Genomic DNA, 15,562 nt, shown 5'->3' with positions numbered 1-15,562 from the left:
GGCCGCGGCTCAGTGCGAGCGTCCGGCGACCACGTCGGCCAGGCTCGCCAGCGGCGAGGTGGTCGCCCTCCCCCGGGCCTCGGCGCCGTCGGCCAGGCCGTACGCCGTGTAGAGCGTCGTCACCGCGAGCCAGCGCAGCGGCTCCGGCTCCCAGCGCCGCACGCGGTGGTCGACCCACGGCAGCTCCGTGAGCGGGGTGCGCTCGCCGAGCACCAGGTCGCGGAGGGTCCTCCCGGCCAGGTTGGTCGCCGTCACCCCCGTGCCGACGAAGCCGCCCGCCCTGCCGAGCCCCGTGGCGCGGTCGAGACCGACGGTCGCGTGCCAGTCGCGCGGCACTCCGAGAACGCCCGACCACACGTGGTCGATCCCCATTCCCTCCAGCACCGGGAAGAAGCGCTCGAGGATCCCGCGCAGCATCCGGAGCGTGCGCGGGTCGGTCACCCCGTCGACGTCGATCCGGGAGCCGTAGCGGTACGGCACTCCCCTGCCGCCGATCGCGATGCGGTCGTCGGCCGTGCGCTGCGCGTACATGTAGGCGTGCGCGAAGTCGCCGAGCGTCTCGCGTCCCGCCCAGCCGAGCTCGTCCCACACCGCGGGCGGCAACGGCTCGGTCGCGACGAGCGAGGAGTTCATCGGCAGCCACTCCCGGCGGTGACCGGCGAGCTCGGCGGTGAAGCCCTCGGTGGCGCGCAGCACGATGTCGGCGCGGACGGTTCCGCGCGCCGTGACGGCGGCTCCGGGGCGGATCTCGTCGACCCGGGTGTCCTCGTGGATCACGACTCCGAGCGCCTCGACGGTGCACGCGAGTCCCGCCGCGAGCTTCGCGGGATGGATCCTGGCGCAGTGCGGGTGCCACATGCCGGCCGAGGTGCCGCTCACGGCGATCCGCGCCGACGCCTCCGCCGCGTCGAGCAGCTCGACGTCGGTGTGGGCGCGGGCCCGGGCGGCGGCGACCGTCGCCTCGAGGCGCCGCTTCTGCGCCGGACCGCGGGCCACCTGGTACTCGCCGCCCTTGACGATGTCGGCGTCGATGCCCTCGGCGGCCGCGACCCGGATCACCTCGTCGACCGTCTCGTTGACCGCGAGCTGGAACCGGTCGACCGCCTCCCGGCCGTGGCTGCGGGCGTAGGAGGAGACGCCTCCGGTGATCTCGTTCGTCAGCCAGCCGCCGTTGCGGCCCGACGCCCCGAAACCGGCGAAGCGCTGCTCGAGCACCGCGATCCGCAGATCCGGAGCGGCCTTCTTCAGGTAGTAGGCCGTCCAGAGGCCCGTGTAGCCGGCGCCCACGATGCAGACGTCGACGTCCAGCGGCCCCGGGAGCGCGGGCCGCGGCTCCGGTCGCCCCAGAGAGGACCACCAGAACGACACGTCGCCGTTGACCGGCTCCCGGGACGGCATCGGGTCAGTAGGCCATGCCGGGGAAGGCCGTCATCATCTCCGAGAAGAGCGCGCCGGTCCAGATGATCACGATGAGGAACGTCACCGCGACGACGCCGAGGAAGATCCAGAGCGGCAGGAGGCCGCCGCCGGTGACGCGCTTGACGACGACGCTGCGGCCGATGACGTACACGTACGGAGCGGCCAGGAACGCCCACGCCCAGTGGAACGGGCGCTGGATCCCGGCGCGCTTCAGCTGCCGCCAGTCGAGGAACGCGAAGACGACCTCGGCCGCGTAGATCAGGAACCCGATGACCTGCACCGCGCCGAGGCCGAGGAGGTAGGCGGTCGAGACACCCATCGACGACGTCGTGCCGTAGGCCGAGCTCATCGCCGACTCGACGACGAGGCTCGGCGGGAGCAGCAGCACCGACAGGGCCGAGAGCAGCGGCAGCAGGACGACGACCCAGATCCAGGGCGTGGCGCTGACGATGCTCGTGTCGCGAGGCTGCTGCGCGGGGCGCGAGGGCGCGGAGGCATAGGGCTGAGCGGGGGTCTGCGCGGCGTAGGGGTTCTGCTGGGCGTAGGGGTTCTGCGGCGCGTACGGGTTCTGCTGCGCGGGCTGCTGCGCCGACGGCTCCTGCGGCACGGGAGCCTGCTGACCGTACCGGGGCTGCTCCCCCGGCGCCTGCTGGCCGTACCGCGGCTGCTCCCCCGGCGCCTGCTGGCCGTAGCCACCGGTGGGGGCGACCGGTCCCGGAGCCGCCGGCCCCGTGGCCGACTGCCCCGAGGCCGACTGCCCGTACGTCGTCGACTGCCCGCTCGACGTCTGCCCGTAGAGCGGCGCGGGCGGAGTCACGGGCGCGGCGGGCGGTGCGGGAGGCGTCGCCGCCGGGGCGTCGCGGAGCGAGTCCGTCCAGCCGGTCCCGTCCCACCAGCGCTGCCGCGGCGATCCGGCGGGGTCGGGGTACCAGCCGGCCCGCGGTCCGGACGAGGCCTGCGCCTCGCCGCCGCCCGCGGTCGACCCGGCCGCCGTGTTCTCGTTCTCGTCGGTCATGGCGTTCTCCGCATCCCCGTCGGGCTCCCTGCCCGCAGTCCTCCTGAAGGCTAGCGTCGCGGAGCCCGCGGCGAACTGAGCGTGCCCGGCGAGCATCCGATGAGAGGGCGATGAGGGCGGGCCTCATCAGGAGGGAGGAGATCGGGCCCCGGGCAGGGCGCGACGCGGCGGTGCTCGCCTACGGTGAGGCCATGTCCACGCCGCGCCGCTCCCGTCCGCTCCTCGTCGCGCTCGCCCCGCTGCTGGCCGCGCTGTTCGCCGCGTTCTGGATCACCGCCGAGATCGGCCGGCTCGCCGCTCCGGGCGCCGCTCTCGCGTTCGCGGTGCTCCTGGGACCCGTCGCGCTCGCGATCGGCCTCAGCACCATCCGCCCGTCCGTCGCCCTCGCCCTCGTCCTGGCCGTCCCGCTCCTGCAGCTCGTCCGCCTGCCCGGCGCCGACTCCACCACCTGGCCGATCCTCGAGGGCTCCCTGATCGTGGCGTTCGCGGTCGCCCGACGGGCCGGCACGCGCCTGCGCTGGGGCGCCCTGCTCGTCGGCGTCGCGTGGTCGACGGCCGTGGGCTTCTCGCTCGTCTTCTCGGCGGGCTGGCTCAGCTGGATCGGCATCGGCGAGACCTTCGAGCACCCGCAGCTGGCGCTCGGCTGGGCGCTCAGCCTCACCGCCGTGCACGCGCTGCTCTGGGCGGTCTGCTGGACGGCCGGCACCGCCCTCCAGTTCGCCGCGCGCACCGAGGCCGCGAGCGAGCGGATCGAGAGCACCGAGCGCGAGCTGCTCATCGCGGGCTACGAGCTGCGGGCGCTGAAGGAGCGCAGCGAGATCGCGCAGGAGGTGCACGACGTGCTGGCGCATTCCCTCGCCGTGGTGATCGCGCTGGCCGACGGGTCGCGGTTCCTCCGGCGTTCGGAGGCGGAGGCGGGAAGCGGATCGACCGAGACCTCTCTCCTGCGCATCGCCGAGACGTCCCGGTCGGCACTCGTCGACCTCCGGGGCCTGATCGAAGGGCTCACCGAGGAGACCGACCGACCCCAGCCCGGGCTCGCCGATCTGCCGGAACTCGTCCGGCGCTTCGAGGGCACCGGAGTGCAGGTCGAGCTGCGCGAGCTCGGCGACCCCGCCGACCTGGCGCCCGCACAGCAGCTCGCCGTCTACCGCATCGTGCAGGAGAGCCTGACCAACGTGCTCAAGCACGGCGGCACCGGGCCGCACGCCTCCGTCTCGCTCACCTGGGACGGACCGGGCCTCCTCCTCGCCGTCGCGAGCCGCCCGGGCGGCGCGGCCCCCGCCGCGCTCCCGGCCCGTCGGGGCTTCGGCCTCGCCGGGATGGAGCACCGCGCCCGGCTGGCGGGCGGCTGGCTCACGTCCGGCCCCGACCCGGACGGGTCCTTCCTCGTCACCGCGTTCCTGCCGACCACCACCGCGGCCCTGCAGCGCCGCGAGGCCCACGCGTGAGCGCGACGATCCGCGTCGCCGTCGTCGACGACCAGGAGCTGTTCGTGCACGGCCTCCGCATGCTGCTCGAGTCGCAGCCCGACCTCGTCGTCGCGGGCACCGCGCACGACGGCGAGGCGGCGCTCGCGCTCGTGGACCGGGAGCCGCTCGACGTCGTGCTGATGGACATCCGCATGCCGCTTCTCGACGGGCTGGAGGCGACCCGGCGGATCACCGGGGGCGAGGGCGCCGAGCGCACGAGCGGTCCGCAGGTGATCGTGCTGACGACGTTCCGGCAGGAGGAGGCGGTGTTCCGCTCGCTGCGCGCCGGCGCGAGCGCGTTCCTCACGAAGGACGCGACGCCGGAGCAGCTGCTCGCGACGGTCCGCGCCGTGGCCGCGGGCGACGCTCCGCCCGTCGCCGCCGACGCCCTGGTCCGCCGGTTCGCGCACGTCCACGGCGAGCGCCGACCGGAGGAGGTCCTCGCGGCCCTCTCGCCGCGGGAGCGCGAGATCTACGCCCTCGTCGCCAAGGGCCTGACCAACGCCGCCGTCGCCGGAGCGTCGTTCATCAGCGAGGCCACGGTCAAGACGCACGTGCGCAGCATCCTGGTGAAGCTGGGGCTCCGCAGCCGTGTCCAGATCGTCGTGCACGCGTACGAGAACCGGCTGGTCTGAGCCGCGCGCGCCTCCTCCGCCAGGATGGAGGCATGCCGCACCTGATCCGCGCCCGCGCCGCCCTCTTCGACATGGACGGGACGCTGGTCGACTCGACCGCGGTCGTCGAGACCATCTGGCGCTCCTTCGCCGACCGCTTCGGCCTCGACCGCGCGATGATCCTCGCCTCCGTGCACGGGGTGCGCGCCGAGGACAGCGTGCGCCGCTTCGCCCCGCCCGGCAGCGACGTCGCCGGCATCGTGGCCGAGCTGAACGAGTACGAGCTCGAGCACACGGAGGGGACGGTCGAGATCCCGGGCGCCGTCGCGTTCCTCGCGGCCCTGCCCCGCACGCGCGTCGCCCTCGTCACTTCGGCGAGCCCCGCCCTCGCCGCCGGCCGGCTCGCGGCCGCCGGCGTCCCCTCCCCCGACGTCGTCGTCACCGCCGACGACGTCCTGCACGGCAAGCCCGCCCCCGACGGCTACCTCGCCGCCGCCGAGCGCCTGGGCGTCCTCGCCACCGACGCGGTCGTCTTCGAGGACGCCGAGGCGGGCGTCCGCGCGGGCCTCGCCGCCGGCATGCGCGTCGTCGTGGTCGGCGGGCACGAGAGCCCGAGCACCGAGGGCCTGCCCCGCATCGCCCACTACTCCGATGCGCGTGTCCACATCGACGGGGACGACCTGCTGATCGACCTCGGCTGACGGCAGCGGGCCCCCGCGATCCGAGGATCGCGAAGGCCCGCTGCACAGGAGGCGAGGATCAGAAGTCGAACTCGCCGATGTTCTCCGAGTCGAAGACGAACGGGTCGCCGAGGAGCACGGTCGCGTCCTCGCCCACCTCGAACGTGCCCAGGTCGCCCGCCTCGAACGAGTCGCCGGTCTCGCCGGTGATGTCGCCGTCGATCAGGGCCTTCGCCGCGTAGGCCGCGAGGTAGCCGAGGTCTCCCGGGTTCCACAGGGCGAACGCGGTGACGGTGCCGTCCTCGACGTATTCGCGCATCTGGTTCGGCGTGCCGAGACCGGTCAGCGCGACCTTCCCCTTGTAGTCCGAGGTCGAGAGGTAGCGCGCGGCCGCCGCGATGCCGACCGTGGTGGGCGAGACGATGCCCTTGAGGTCGGGGTGCGACTGCAGCAGCGCCGCCGTCTTGTCGAAGGAGGTCTGGTCGTCGTCGTCGCCGTAGACGGTGTCGACGAGCGTGACGTCGGGGTGATTGGCCTCGAGCTCCTCCTGCATCAGCTCGATCCAGGTGTTCTGGTTCGTCGCGTTGGCCGACGCCGAGAGGATCGCGATCTCGCCCGAGTCGCCGATCTGCTCGGTGATCAGGTCGACCTGCGCCTTGGCGATGCCCTCGGCCGTGGCCTGGTTGATGTAGAGGTCGCGGCAGTCGGCGTTCGTGTCGGAGTCGAAGGTGACCACCTTCACGTCGTTGTCGCGGGCCTCGTTCAGCGCGTCGCAGATCGCCTTCGGGTCGTTCGCCGAGATGACGATCGCTCCGGCGCCCTGCTGCGTGAGCGTGTTGATGTAGGAGACCTGGGCGTCGGGGGTGGCCTCCGACGGCCCGACCTCGGCGTAGCTGCCGCCGAACTCCTCGATCGCCTTCTCGCCTCCGGCGTCGGAGGTGTCGAAGTAGGCGTTGCCGAGGTTCTTGGGGAGGAAGGTGATCGCGTAGTTCGCGTCCCCTCCGCCCTCGGAGCCGGAGCCCGCGTCGGAGTCGCCGCCGGCGGAGCATCCGGTCGCGACGAGCGCGAACGCGACCGCCGCTGCGGTCACGGAGCCCAGACGCCGGAGCGTGCGGCCCTTCGTGGGAAACGTCATCGTTTCGTCCTTTCGATGTGAGGTGCGGGGGCGGCGCTCGCCGTCCCCGTGCGGGAGGTGCTGTCGGTGCGGACCGGTCACGGGCGGGTGCCCGCGGCCGATCGGGGTGTCCCGGAGCGGGTGCGCTTCTTCTGCACCCACGCCAGGAGGCTGGTGGTCACCACGGAGAGCACGAGGAGCACTCCGGTGATGATGTTGATGACGTCGGAGGTGACGTTGGCCAGGCGGAGCGCGCTGGCGAGGATCCCGATCAGGACGACGCCGGCGAGCACGCCGTGCAGGGCGCCGCGGCCGCCGAAGATCGAGACGCCGCCGAGCAGCACCGCCGCGATCACCTGGAGCTCGAGGCCCGTGGCGTTGTCGCCGCGGGCGGATCCGTAGCGGAGGGTGAAGTAGACGCCGGCGAAGGCCGACACCACTCCCGAGAGCAGGAACAGGACGAACTTCGTCCGGTTCACGTTCACGCCCGAGAAGGTGGACGCCTCGTCGTTCAGTCCGATCGCGTAGATCCCGCGGCCGAAGGAGGTGAAGTGCAGGAGCACCGCGAACACGATCGCGAGGATCACGATCGGCACGACGATCGTCGGGACGGGCGAGTCGCCGATCTTCGAGGTCGCGAGGTCCGTCCAGAACTCCGGGAAGTCGGTGACGGCGGTGGTGCCGAGCAGGCCCACGGCCAGACCGCGGTAGAGCGCGAGCGTGCCGATCGTGACGGCGAGCGAGGGCAGGCCGACCACCGTGATCAGGAACCCGTTCAGCGCTCCTCCCACCGCTCCCGCCAGCAGGGCCACGAGCGCGGCGACCGCGAACGGGGCGCCGGCCTGGGTGAGGATCCCGGTCAGCACGCTCGCCAGGCCCACCGTCGAGGCGACGGAGAGGTCGATCTCGCCCGTGACGATGATCAGCGTCATCGGCAGGGCGATCAGCAGCACCGGGGCGATGTCCAGGAGGAGGTAGGTCACGGTGATCGGGCGGTCGAAGTTGCGCACCGTGGCCGACGCGACGAGCACGACGAGCACGAGCAGCACGATGATCGCGGTCTCTCGGGTGAGCAGCAGGCGCCGGAGGCGTCCGTGACCGTAGTCGCGGTACGTCCGCGCCGTCCGCACGGCGGTCGTCTCGGTCGAGAGAGAGCTCATCGCGCGTCGTCCCTTTCTGCCAGGAGCCGGCGGGACTGCCGGATCGAGAGGACGCGGTCGAGCACGATCGCGCCGATGATGAGGACGCCGACCACGGCGCGCTGCCAGAAGTCCTGCACGCCGAGGATCGGGAGCGCCCGGTTGATGGTCAGGAGCAGGACCGCGCCGAGCGCGGCGCCCCAGACCGTGCCGGAGCCGCCGAAGATCGCGACGCCTCCGATGACCGCCGCTCCCACCGCGTCGAGCTCCCAGCCGGAGCCCGCCTGCGAGTTGACCGTGCCGTAGCGGGCCGCGTAGAGCACACCGGCGAGCCCGGTCAGCGCCCCGCTCAGGACGAAGGCGGTGAGGATCCGGCGCGTGACGGGCAGGCCGTACAGGCGCGCCGCGTCGGGCTCGGAGCCGATGGCGTAGAACTCGCGCCCGGCCCGGAGGTTGCGCATGCAGTAGCCGGCGACGACCAGCACCACGAGGGCGATGATCGTGAGGATCGGGATGGTCAGGATCTGACCGGTCCCCAGCGCCAGGAAGTCCTTCGGCATGTCCGAGGCGTTGACCCGGTCGCTGCCGGCCCAGGCCACGTTGATGCCGCGATAGGCGTAGAGCGTGCCCAGCGTGATCACCAGGGCGGGCACCTTGGCGAACGCGACGAGGGCGCCGTTGATCAGTCCGAGCAGACCGCCGAAGAGGATCCCGGCCACGAAGACCACGATGATCGGCAGGCCCGGCACGTCCAGGAACAACCGTCCCGTGAGGTAGGCCGAGAGCCCGAGGATCGAGCCGACCGAGAGGTCCACGCTCCGGGTGATCACGACGATCGCCTGGCCGACCGCGACGAGCACGAGGATCGACGGCGTCAGCAGCAGGTCCCGCCAGCCGTCGGGGGAGAAGAGGAAGGACGGGTTCTTGACGGTCGTCACCGCGACGAGCAGCACGATCGCGAGCAGGATGCTCGTCTCGCGCGCCGTCGCGAAGCCGCGGAGTCCGCGGGAGAGGCCGCCGGAGGAGGGCGTCGGCCGTCCCGTCGAGGGCGCGGTGGTCGTCGCGGCGCTCATGCGGCGCTCCCTTCGGTGCGGTGCGGGGCGGTGGGATCGGCGGTGACGGCGCCCGTGCCGCCGGTGGCGGCGAGCATCACGGCCTCGCTGGTCGCGTCCTGGCGGGCGAGCTCGCCGGTCAGCCGGCCCTCGCGCATCACCAGGACGCGGTCGGCCATGCCGAGCACCTCGGGCAGCTCGGAGGAGATCATGAGGATCGCCATGCCCTCGCCGGCCAGCTGCGAGAGCAGCCGGTGCACCTCGGACTTGGTGCCGACGTCGATGCCGCGGGTGGGCTCGTCGATGATCAGCACCTTCGGGTTCGTGGCGAGCCACTTGCCCAGGACGACCTTCTGCTGGTTGCCGCCCGACAGGGTGCCGGCGACCGTGTCGAGCGCGTTGGTCTTCACCTCGAGGCGCCCGGCCCAGATCCGCGCCGCCGAGTTCTCGGCTCCGCGGGTGAGCAGACCGCCCTTCGTCAGGCCGCGGCGGATGGCCGTCGTGATGTTGTTCGAGACGGAGGCGTCGAGCACCAGGCCCTGCTTCCGGCGGTCCTCGGGCACGAGGGCGACTCCGGCGCGCATCGCACCGGCCGGGTCGCGCCGGGGCAGCGGGGTCCCGTTCAGCGTCACGGTGCCGCTCTGGTACGGATCCACTCCGAAGACCGCGCGGGCGACCTCGCTGCGCCCGGCGCCCACGAGTCCGGCGAGACCGACGATCTCGCCGGCGCGCACGGTGAACGAGATGTCGTGGAACACGCCCGGCTGGGTGAGCGAGTCGACCGCGAGGACCACCTCGCCGATCTCGGCCGGCTGCTTCGGGAACAGCTCCGTCACGTCGCGGCCGACCATCTGGCGCACGATGCCGTCGATCGTGGCCTCGCTCGTCGGCGTTGTCGCGATGTAGGAGCCGTCGCGCATCACGGTGATCGTGTCGCAGAGGGCGAAGACCTCGTCGAAGCGGTGCGAGATGAACACGAGCGCCCGGCCCTCGTCGCGCAGGCTCCGCGCCACCGCGAACAGGCGCTCGACCTCGACGCCCGACAGGGCGGCGGTCGGCTCGTCCATCACCAGGACGGAGGCGTCGAGCGAGATGGCCTTCGCGATCTCGATGATCTGCTGGTCGGCGATCGAGAGGCCCTCGGCGGGCCGCTCCGGATCGATCGACACTCCCAGGCGGCGCATCAGCTGCTCGACCTCGGCGCGCATCGCTCTGCGGTCGATCCGCCCGAAGCGGTCGGTGGGCTGGCGGCCCATGAAGATGTTCTCGGTGACCGAGAGGTCCGGGAACAGCGTCGGCTCCTGGTAGATGACGGCGACGCCGGCCGCCTTCGACTGGGCCGTGGAGGTGAAGTCGACGTCGCGTCCGTGCAGGCGGAACTCCCCCGCGTCGCGGCGGTGGACGCCGGCGATGATCTTCACGAGGGTCGACTTGCCGGCTCCGTTCTCCCCGATCAGCGCGTGGATGGAGCCCGAGTGCAGCGAGAGGGTGCCCGAGCGCAGCGCGATGACGGCGCCGAAGGACTTCACCACCCGGGCGAGCTCGAGCGCCGGGGCGGGCGCGGTGTCTGTCACGGAGGTGCCTCCTCGTCGAGGGCGTCGGGTTCGGCGGCTCAGGAATTCTGAATCGATTCAACCTGTGTTCAGGCATACTCTAGGGACGGCGACCGGGTCGGTCAAGACGAGCAGTGCCGCTCGGTGCACGGTCGTGACGGAGGGGAACAGTGGCAGCGAGCATCCGCGACGTGGCCCAGCACGCGGGCGTGTCCGTGGGCACCGTGTCGAACGTGCTCAACCGCCCCGACGAGGTCTCGGCCGAGAACCTGACGCGGGTGAACCTCGCCATCGAGGAGCTCGGCTACGTCCGCAACGACGCCGCGCGCAAGCTCCGCAACGGCGTCAGCTCGACCGTCGGCTTCGTCGTGCTCGACGGGCGCAACCCGTTCTTCGGCGACGTGGTGCACGGAGCGGTCGACGAGGCCTCCCGCCACGGCATCGCGGTGCTCCACGGCAACACCGACGAGGACGTCGCCCGCGAGCGGCACTACCTCGACCTCTTCGAGGAGCAGCAGGTGCGGGGAGTCCTGATCTCGCCGCACGGGGACATCACCCGCCGGCTCGAGCGGCTGCGCGAGCGCGGGATCCCGGCCGTGCTCGTCGACCGCTTCAGCGGCGACGGGCGCTTCAGCTCGGTCTCGGTCGACAACGTCGCGGGCGGTCGGATGGCCGTCGACCACCTGATCGCCACGGGTCGGCGGCGCCTGGCGTTCGTCGGCGGCCCCTTCGAGATCCGCCAGGTCGTGGACCGGCTGGCGGGAGCGCGGGTCGCGGCCGAGGACAGCGCCGCCCCGGTCGACATCGAGGTGGTCGCCACCTCGGCCCTCACGGTGGCCGAGGGCGTCTCGGCCGGCGAGCGCCTCGTCGCCCGCCCCCGCCGCGAGCGGCCCGACGCGGTCTTCGCCGCGAACGACCTGCTGGCGCTGGGCCTCCTCCAGTCTCTGGCGACCGGCGGGCGGATGCTCGTCCCCGACGAGATCGCGCTCATCGGCTTCGACGACATCGCGTTCGCCGCCGCCGCCGCGGTGCCGCTCTCGTCGATGCGCCAGCCGAGCACCACGATCGGCCGGACGGCCCTCCGGGTGCTGCTCGAGGAGGCCGCCGACCCCGAGCTGATCCCCCGCCAGACCGTCTTCCAACCCGAGCTCGTCGTGCGCCGCTCGACGGCGCCCTAGCGGGATCGGCTCCGGCAGGGGGGCTCAGTACCGGATCGCTCAGTACCGGATCGCTCAGTACCGGATCGCGTCGATGACCTTGACCCGGACGGCCACGATCGCAGGCACGAGACCGGCCAGCGCGCCGACGAGGGTCGCCGCACCGAGACCGAGCAGCGCCGCCTCCGCCGGGAACGGCGGGATGTCCTCGATGCCGTTCTGCTGGACCCAGTCGACGGTGATCGGGTTGGTGACCAGGATCACGGCGATCGCGACTCCGACGACGCCGGCGACGACCGTCGCGACCACGCTCTCCATCATGATCGAGAAGAAGATGCGGCCCGAGGAGGCGCCGAAGCTGCGCCGGATGCCGATCTCGCGGATGCGCTGCCGCACGGTCACGAGGGCGATGTTGAGCAGCCCCAGCGCACCGAGCGCCAGGACGAGTCCGGCGACGCCTCCGATCACCCAGGTGAGCACGGCGAACGGATCGCTGTCGAACGCGAGGTAGTCCTGGCGGCTCACATCGGCGTCGACGCCGGGGCCGAGCGCCGCGGCGATGTCGCGCTGCACCGCCTGGGCGAGATCGTCCGCGATGTCGAGCGGCACCCACATCTCGTAGCTGGGCGTCGCTCCCCCGCCGAACTGGTCGTCGGCCGGCGTCTGCTCGGCGATCCCCGCGTACGCGTCGACGAGCATCATCATCGTGGGCTCGGTGTCCCACTGGCTCACCGGAGTGACGCCCACCACGACCGCCGTGGTGTCGCCCTCGGAGCCCAGCAGGGCGACCGTCGGGTGCGTCGCGAGATCCGGTCGACCGAGCCTGTCCCACATGATCTCGCTCACGACCACGGCGGGCGCGAACCGGCGCTCGTCGCGCTCGGTGAACCACGCGCCCTCCTCCATCTCGAGGCGGTGCATCTCGGCGTAGGGCTGGTCGACCGCGGTCACCGAGACGTCGACGGCGCCGTCGGAGAACTGCACGCGCGTGGAGCCGAAGGTGGTGCGGCTCGCGTAGGTGATGCCGTAGCGCTCGAGCACCTTCTCCCACGCCGTGTCCAGGACCTCCGCGTCGACGACGCCCTCCGGCCCCGTGGCGTAGGCGCTCACGTACAGGCTGGCCGGGCGGCCGCTCGAGCGCTCCATCTGCTCGACGTTCGCCTGCCGGGCGATACCGCCCGCCGCGACGACTCCGGTGAGCGCGGCCACCGCCACCGCCACTCCGATCAGCGAGAGCAGGACCCGGCCGCGGTGGATCCGCAGCTCGGTCCAGGCCTCGACGATCGCGCCCGCGACGCCGATCAGGCCGCGCATCAGAGCACGCCCTCGGAGTCGGCCGCGGGATCGACTGCGGGACCGACGACAGTCGGAGCGGCGGCCGCCGCGTGCGCGGGCACGCGCTCGTGCAGAGTGCCGGCCGAGGACGCCGTGCCGAGACGACCGTGATCGAGCCGGTAGTGCCGCTCCGCCCGGGCGGCGATCGCCGGGTCGTGCGTGATGGTCACCAGTGCGGAGCCGGACTCGCGGGCGATCTCGTCGAGCAGGCTCATCACGGTCTCCCCCGTGTCGGTGTCGAGTGCGCCGGTCGGCTCGTCGGCGAGGATCAGCCGGGGTCGGCGCACGAGGGCGCGGGCGATGGCGATGCGCTGCTGCTCGCCGCCCGACATGCGGCCGGGCATCGAGTCGACCCGGTGGCCGAGACCGACGCGCTCGAGCATCTCGGCGGCGAGGTCGCGGCGGCGCCAGAACTCGCGCCCGGTCGCGTACAGCAGCGGCGTCATCACGTTCTCACGGGCCGTGCGGCCGTCGAGCAGGTTGAACTGCTGGAAGATGAAGCCGATGCTGCCGCCGCGGATCCGGGCGCGCGCTCGGGCCGACAGGGTCTCGGTCGGCACTCCCTCGAGGAGCATCTGCCCGTCGGTCGGCTCGTCGATGAGTCCGAGGATGTTCAGGAGCGTCGACTTGCCGGATCCGCTCCGGCCGACGACCGAGACGTGATCGCCCTCGCCGACCTCGAGGTCCACCCCGTCGAGGATCGTGAGCGGCTCCGCGTCGGGCAGGGGCACGACCTTCCGGATCCCCTCGAGCCGGAGGATCGTCACGGGCAGAACACCGAGCCGTCGGGGTTGGCGACGCACTCGCCCGACTCGAGGCCGGGGTCGACGGCGGCGGCGCCGGGCACGAACTGCAGCAGCTCCACGCCCTCGTCCACGCCGCCGGTGATCTCGACGTTGACGCCGTCGGTGAGGCCGAGGGTCACGGGGATCTCCTCGGTCGAGCCGTCCTCGGCCAGGCGGAAGACGACTCCGGACTCGGCGGCGCCCTCGACCGCCGTGGTCGGCACGACCAGCACGTTCTCGGCGAGCCCTCCGGCGAGGGTGACCGAGGCGGCGAGGCCCGGGAACACGGTGATTTCGGCGGGCACCTGGCAGCGGAAGCTCGTCCCGGAGCCCGTGGCTCCGGCCTCGCCGGTTGCCGTGCCCTCGGTGCCCTCGCCCGCCAGCGGAGTGGTGATCGTGAGACCCGTGCAGGCGAACGCGGCGGGACCGCCGGTGATCGCGACCTGCGCCTCCGTCGGCCGGTCCTGGATCCGGTAGAGCTGCTGGGCGTCGATGGTGCCGGTGACGGAGTAGCTGGGCGGCGCGACCTGGCCGGTCACCTCGCCGACCGTCACGGCCTGGTCGTGGATGACGCCGAGCGCGCTGAGCACGCCCGCCGCCTCGGCGTAGACCCGCTCGAAGCGGACCGCCGGCGGGGGCTGCGAGACGCTGACGGTGCCGTCGGCGGCCGTGGTCTCGACCGGCTCGCGCACGGTCTCGACGCGGATGTCGTAGACGAGGTCGCCCTTCGCGACGGTCGCCCCCTGCTGGATGTACACGTCGTCGACGGTGCCGACGGCGGTCGCCTTGAGCGGCACGGCCGGGTCGGCGGCGACGGTGCCCTGGAGCTCCAGGTCGTTGGTGATCGTGCCGCGCGCGACCGCCACGACGGGCTCCGTCAGCTCGCCGGTCGGGACCGTCGGATCGGCCTCGGCCGAGGTGTCCGGGAAGAAGGCGATCTTCACGAGCGCGACGCTCGCCGCTCCGATGATCACCATCCACACGATCGGGAACACCCAACGTCGAACCGCACTCATCTCGTCCCCCGGCTCCGCGCGACAGCGCACTCGGCGCTCCCCCCGTGGGGCACCGAGGTGAACCTTACCCAGGGCGCGGGACGCCGGTGCCGTGACGCGACATCCGGCGGTGCGGAGTCATCCCTGAGGAGGAGGGAGGGGGACTCCGAGCTTCTCGAGGACGCCCGCGAGGCGCCGGGCGCGGGTCGCCTCGGCCTTCGCACCCTCGACCGCGACGACGTGCGCCTTGCGGGCGCTGGGGGACAGCGCTGCGAAGCGCTCGGTCAGCCCGGCGGCCTCCAGCGCTCGCGCGAGGTCCTCGGGCACCACCACCTCGCGCGGAGCGGTGTCGAGCTCGATCTCGACCTCGAGCGCGTCGCCGCCCGCGATCCCCGTGGCGGCACGCTTGTCGGCCGAGAAGGGCACGAGCGCCCTGCCGCCCATCACTCCCACCGTGCTGCGGTACTCGAACCCGTTCACGACGACGCGGACCGCCGGCCGTCCGCCTCCGCCCAGGGCCGCGACGACCTCGGGCGGGACCTCGATGCCGGTGTTGCGGCCGACCTGGTGCATCGTCGTCGAGAAGCGCATGGCCCGAGGATGGCAGAGCCCTCAACGACGGGCCGGAGGTGCGTCGGGGCTCAGTCCTGCGCCCGGTCCGCCTGCTCCCGGTCGAGGGCCGGGCCGAGTGCGGTCCGGACCGCGTCGACGGTCATCCGCCCGTCGGGATCGAGCCGGGTGAGCATGCGCGCCATGATGTCGGCGAGCTGCGGGATCTGCTCGGGGTCGAGCGGGTCGATGACATCGGCGAGCACCGTCGCCACGTGTCCGGGCGCGGTCTCGACCAGCTTCGCCAGACCCTGCTCGGTGAGCACGGCGTTCGTCGCCCGGCCGTCGGTCGGGCAGGGGCGCCGCTCGAGGTAGCCCCGGGAGACGAGCCGCGTGACGACGTGCGAGAGACGCGGCAGCGTGGCGTTGGTGCGGGTCGCGAGGGTCGTCATGCGCAGAGTCCGGTCGGGGGCGTCCGACAGCATCGCGAGGGTCATGTACTCGAAGTGGGTCAGGCCCGCCTCGCGCTGGAGCTGCTGGTCGAGCGCACCCGGGAGCAGCTCGACGACGGCGATGAAGCGGATCCACGCGCCCAGCTGCTCGGAGGTGAGCCAGCGGGGCTCGGGCGGGGTCGAGGACATGACATCCACTCTACACGATTCGTTGAAGCGACAACCTTTTGC

General features: G+C 72.7%; 15 protein-coding genes. 4 read left to right on the top strand and 11 right to left on the bottom strand.

Annotated features, from left to right (window positions below):
* Window positions 1-9 precede the first annotated feature (9 nt).
* Both ASF48_RS03695 and ASF48_RS03690 read right to left on the bottom strand, forming a co-directional pair.
* Window positions 10-1,398: an NAD(P)/FAD-dependent oxidoreductase gene (locus ASF48_RS03695; protein ID WP_055786566.1), complete on the bottom strand. Its 1,389-nt coding sequence runs from the start codon at window positions 1,396-1,398 to the stop codon at window positions 10-12.
* 4 nt (window positions 1,399-1,402) lie between these two features.
* The gene (locus tag ASF48_RS03690) at window positions 1,403-2,434 is read right to left on the bottom strand and encodes a DUF2510 domain-containing protein (protein ID WP_055786563.1); all 1,032 of its coding nucleotides are present in this window, start codon (window positions 2,432-2,434) and stop codon (window positions 1,403-1,405) included.
* Between the two features lie 191 nt (window positions 2,435-2,625).
* Here ASF48_RS03690 and ASF48_RS03685 point away from each other — a divergent pair, with 191 nt between their 5' ends.
* The 3 genes from ASF48_RS03685 to ASF48_RS03675 are packed head-to-tail and all read left to right on the top strand — an operon-like array spanning window position 2,626 to window position 5,221.
* Window positions 2,626-3,885 carry a sensor histidine kinase gene (locus tag ASF48_RS03685; RefSeq protein ID WP_162238021.1) on the top strand — a complete coding sequence of 420 codons (1,260 nt, stop codon included), beginning with the start codon at window positions 2,626-2,628 and terminating at the stop codon, window positions 3,883-3,885.
* Window positions 3,882-4,541, top strand: a complete 660-nt coding sequence (locus tag ASF48_RS03680) for a response regulator (protein ID WP_157603036.1) — start codon at window positions 3,882-3,884, stop codon at window positions 4,539-4,541. Before ASF48_RS03685 ends, ASF48_RS03680 begins: the two co-directional genes overlap by 4 nt.
* Before the next feature lie 32 nt (window positions 4,542-4,573).
* Window positions 4,574-5,221, top strand: coding sequence for an HAD-IA family hydrolase (locus ASF48_RS03675; protein WP_055786556.1), 648 nt, complete (start codon window positions 4,574-4,576; stop codon window positions 5,219-5,221).
* A 58-nt stretch (window positions 5,222-5,279) separates the two neighbouring features.
* On the opposite strand, the gene rhaS is transcribed toward ASF48_RS03675, so the two are convergent.
* The 4 genes from rhaS to ASF48_RS03655 form a co-directional block, all read right to left on the bottom strand.
* Window positions 5,280-6,335: a rhamnose ABC transporter substrate-binding protein gene (gene rhaS / locus ASF48_RS03670; RefSeq protein WP_055786551.1), complete on the bottom strand. Its 1,056-nt coding sequence runs from the start codon at window positions 6,333-6,335 to the stop codon at window positions 5,280-5,282.
* A gap of 77 nt (window positions 6,336-6,412) precedes the next feature.
* Entirely contained in the window at window positions 6,413-7,474 is a 1,062-nt protein-coding gene (locus ASF48_RS03665) for an ABC transporter permease (RefSeq protein ID WP_055786547.1), read from the bottom strand.
* Entirely contained in the window at window positions 7,471-8,526 is a 1,056-nt protein-coding gene (locus tag ASF48_RS03660) for an ABC transporter permease (protein WP_055786545.1), read from the bottom strand. Before ASF48_RS03660 ends, ASF48_RS03665 begins: the two co-directional genes overlap by 4 nt.
* A complete protein-coding gene (locus ASF48_RS03655; protein ID WP_082480962.1) occupies window positions 8,523-10,079 on the bottom strand; it encodes a sugar ABC transporter ATP-binding protein in 1,557 nt (518 codons plus the stop codon). Before ASF48_RS03655 ends, ASF48_RS03660 begins: the two co-directional genes overlap by 4 nt.
* A gap of 149 nt (window positions 10,080-10,228) precedes the next feature.
* Between ASF48_RS03655 and ASF48_RS03650 the strand changes: the two genes are divergently transcribed.
* Entirely contained in the window at window positions 10,229-11,236 is a 1,008-nt protein-coding gene (locus tag ASF48_RS03650) for a LacI family DNA-binding transcriptional regulator (protein ID WP_055786541.1), read from the top strand.
* Window positions 11,237-11,290: 54 nt separating this feature from the next.
* On the opposite strand, the gene ASF48_RS03645 is transcribed toward ASF48_RS03650, so the two are convergent.
* From ASF48_RS03645 to ASF48_RS03625, 5 genes are all read right to left on the bottom strand, one after another.
* Window positions 11,291-12,529 (bottom strand): ABC transporter permease, encoded by a 1,239-nt coding sequence (locus ASF48_RS03645; protein WP_055786536.1) that lies wholly within the window; start codon window positions 12,527-12,529, stop codon window positions 11,291-11,293.
* Window positions 12,529-13,317 carry an ABC transporter ATP-binding protein gene (locus ASF48_RS03640; RefSeq protein WP_055786532.1) on the bottom strand — a complete coding sequence of 263 codons (789 nt, stop codon included), beginning with the start codon at window positions 13,315-13,317 and terminating at the stop codon, window positions 12,529-12,531. Before ASF48_RS03640 ends, ASF48_RS03645 begins: the two co-directional genes overlap by 1 nt.
* Window positions 13,314-14,312, bottom strand: coding sequence for a hypothetical protein (locus ASF48_RS03635; RefSeq protein WP_157603035.1), 999 nt, complete (start codon window positions 14,310-14,312; stop codon window positions 13,314-13,316). The genes ASF48_RS03640 and ASF48_RS03635 overlap by 4 nt, the downstream gene beginning before the upstream one ends.
* Before the next feature lie 156 nt (window positions 14,313-14,468).
* Entirely contained in the window at window positions 14,469-14,921 is a 453-nt protein-coding gene (locus ASF48_RS03630) for a YdeI/OmpD-associated family protein (RefSeq protein WP_055786525.1), read from the bottom strand.
* A 50-nt stretch (window positions 14,922-14,971) separates the two neighbouring features.
* Window positions 14,972-15,520: a MarR family winged helix-turn-helix transcriptional regulator gene (locus ASF48_RS03625; protein ID WP_055786522.1), complete on the bottom strand. Its 549-nt coding sequence runs from the start codon at window positions 15,518-15,520 to the stop codon at window positions 14,972-14,974.
* Between the last annotated feature and the right edge of the window lie 42 nt (window positions 15,521-15,562).

The sequence above is a fragment of the Rathayibacter sp. Leaf299 genome (genome assembly GCF_001423055.1).
Classification (GTDB): Bacteria; Actinomycetota; Actinomycetes; order Actinomycetales; family Microbacteriaceae; genus Rathayibacter; species Rathayibacter caricis.
This window is presented reverse-complemented; position numbering and strand designations above follow the sequence as displayed.

Coding starts and splice junctions, on each gene's coding strand:
- ASF48_RS03695 (WP_055786566.1), bottom strand. CDS start 1,398: ATGCCGTCCCGGGAGCCGGTCAACGGCGACGTGTCGTTCTGGTGGTCC.
- ASF48_RS03690 (WP_055786563.1), bottom strand. CDS start 2,434: ATGACCGACGAGAACGAGAACACGGCGGCCGGGTCGACCGCGGGCGGC.
- ASF48_RS03685 (WP_162238021.1), top strand. CDS start 2,626: ATGTCCACGCCGCGCCGCTCCCGTCCGCTCCTCGTCGCGCTCGCCCCG.
- ASF48_RS03675 (WP_055786556.1), top strand. CDS start 4,574: ATGCCGCACCTGATCCGCGCCCGCGCCGCCCTCTTCGACATGGACGGG.
- rhaS (WP_055786551.1), bottom strand. CDS start 6,335: ATGACGTTTCCCACGAAGGGCCGCACGCTCCGGCGTCTGGGCTCCGTG.
- ASF48_RS03665 (WP_055786547.1), bottom strand. CDS start 7,474: ATGAGCTCTCTCTCGACCGAGACGACCGCCGTGCGGACGGCGCGGACG.
- ASF48_RS03660 (WP_055786545.1), bottom strand. CDS start 8,526: ATGAGCGCCGCGACGACCACCGCGCCCTCGACGGGACGGCCGACGCCC.
- ASF48_RS03645 (WP_055786536.1), bottom strand. CDS start 12,529: ATGCGCGGCCTGATCGGCGTCGCGGGCGCGATCGTCGAGGCCTGGACC.
- ASF48_RS03635 (WP_157603035.1), bottom strand. CDS start 14,312: ATGGTGATCATCGGAGCGGCGAGCGTCGCGCTCGTGAAGATCGCCTTC.
- ASF48_RS03630 (WP_055786525.1), bottom strand. CDS start 14,921: ATGCGCTTCTCGACGACGATGCACCAGGTCGGCCGCAACACCGGCATC.
- ASF48_RS03625 (WP_055786522.1), bottom strand. CDS start 15,520: ATGTCCTCGACCCCGCCCGAGCCCCGCTGGCTCACCTCCGAGCAGCTG.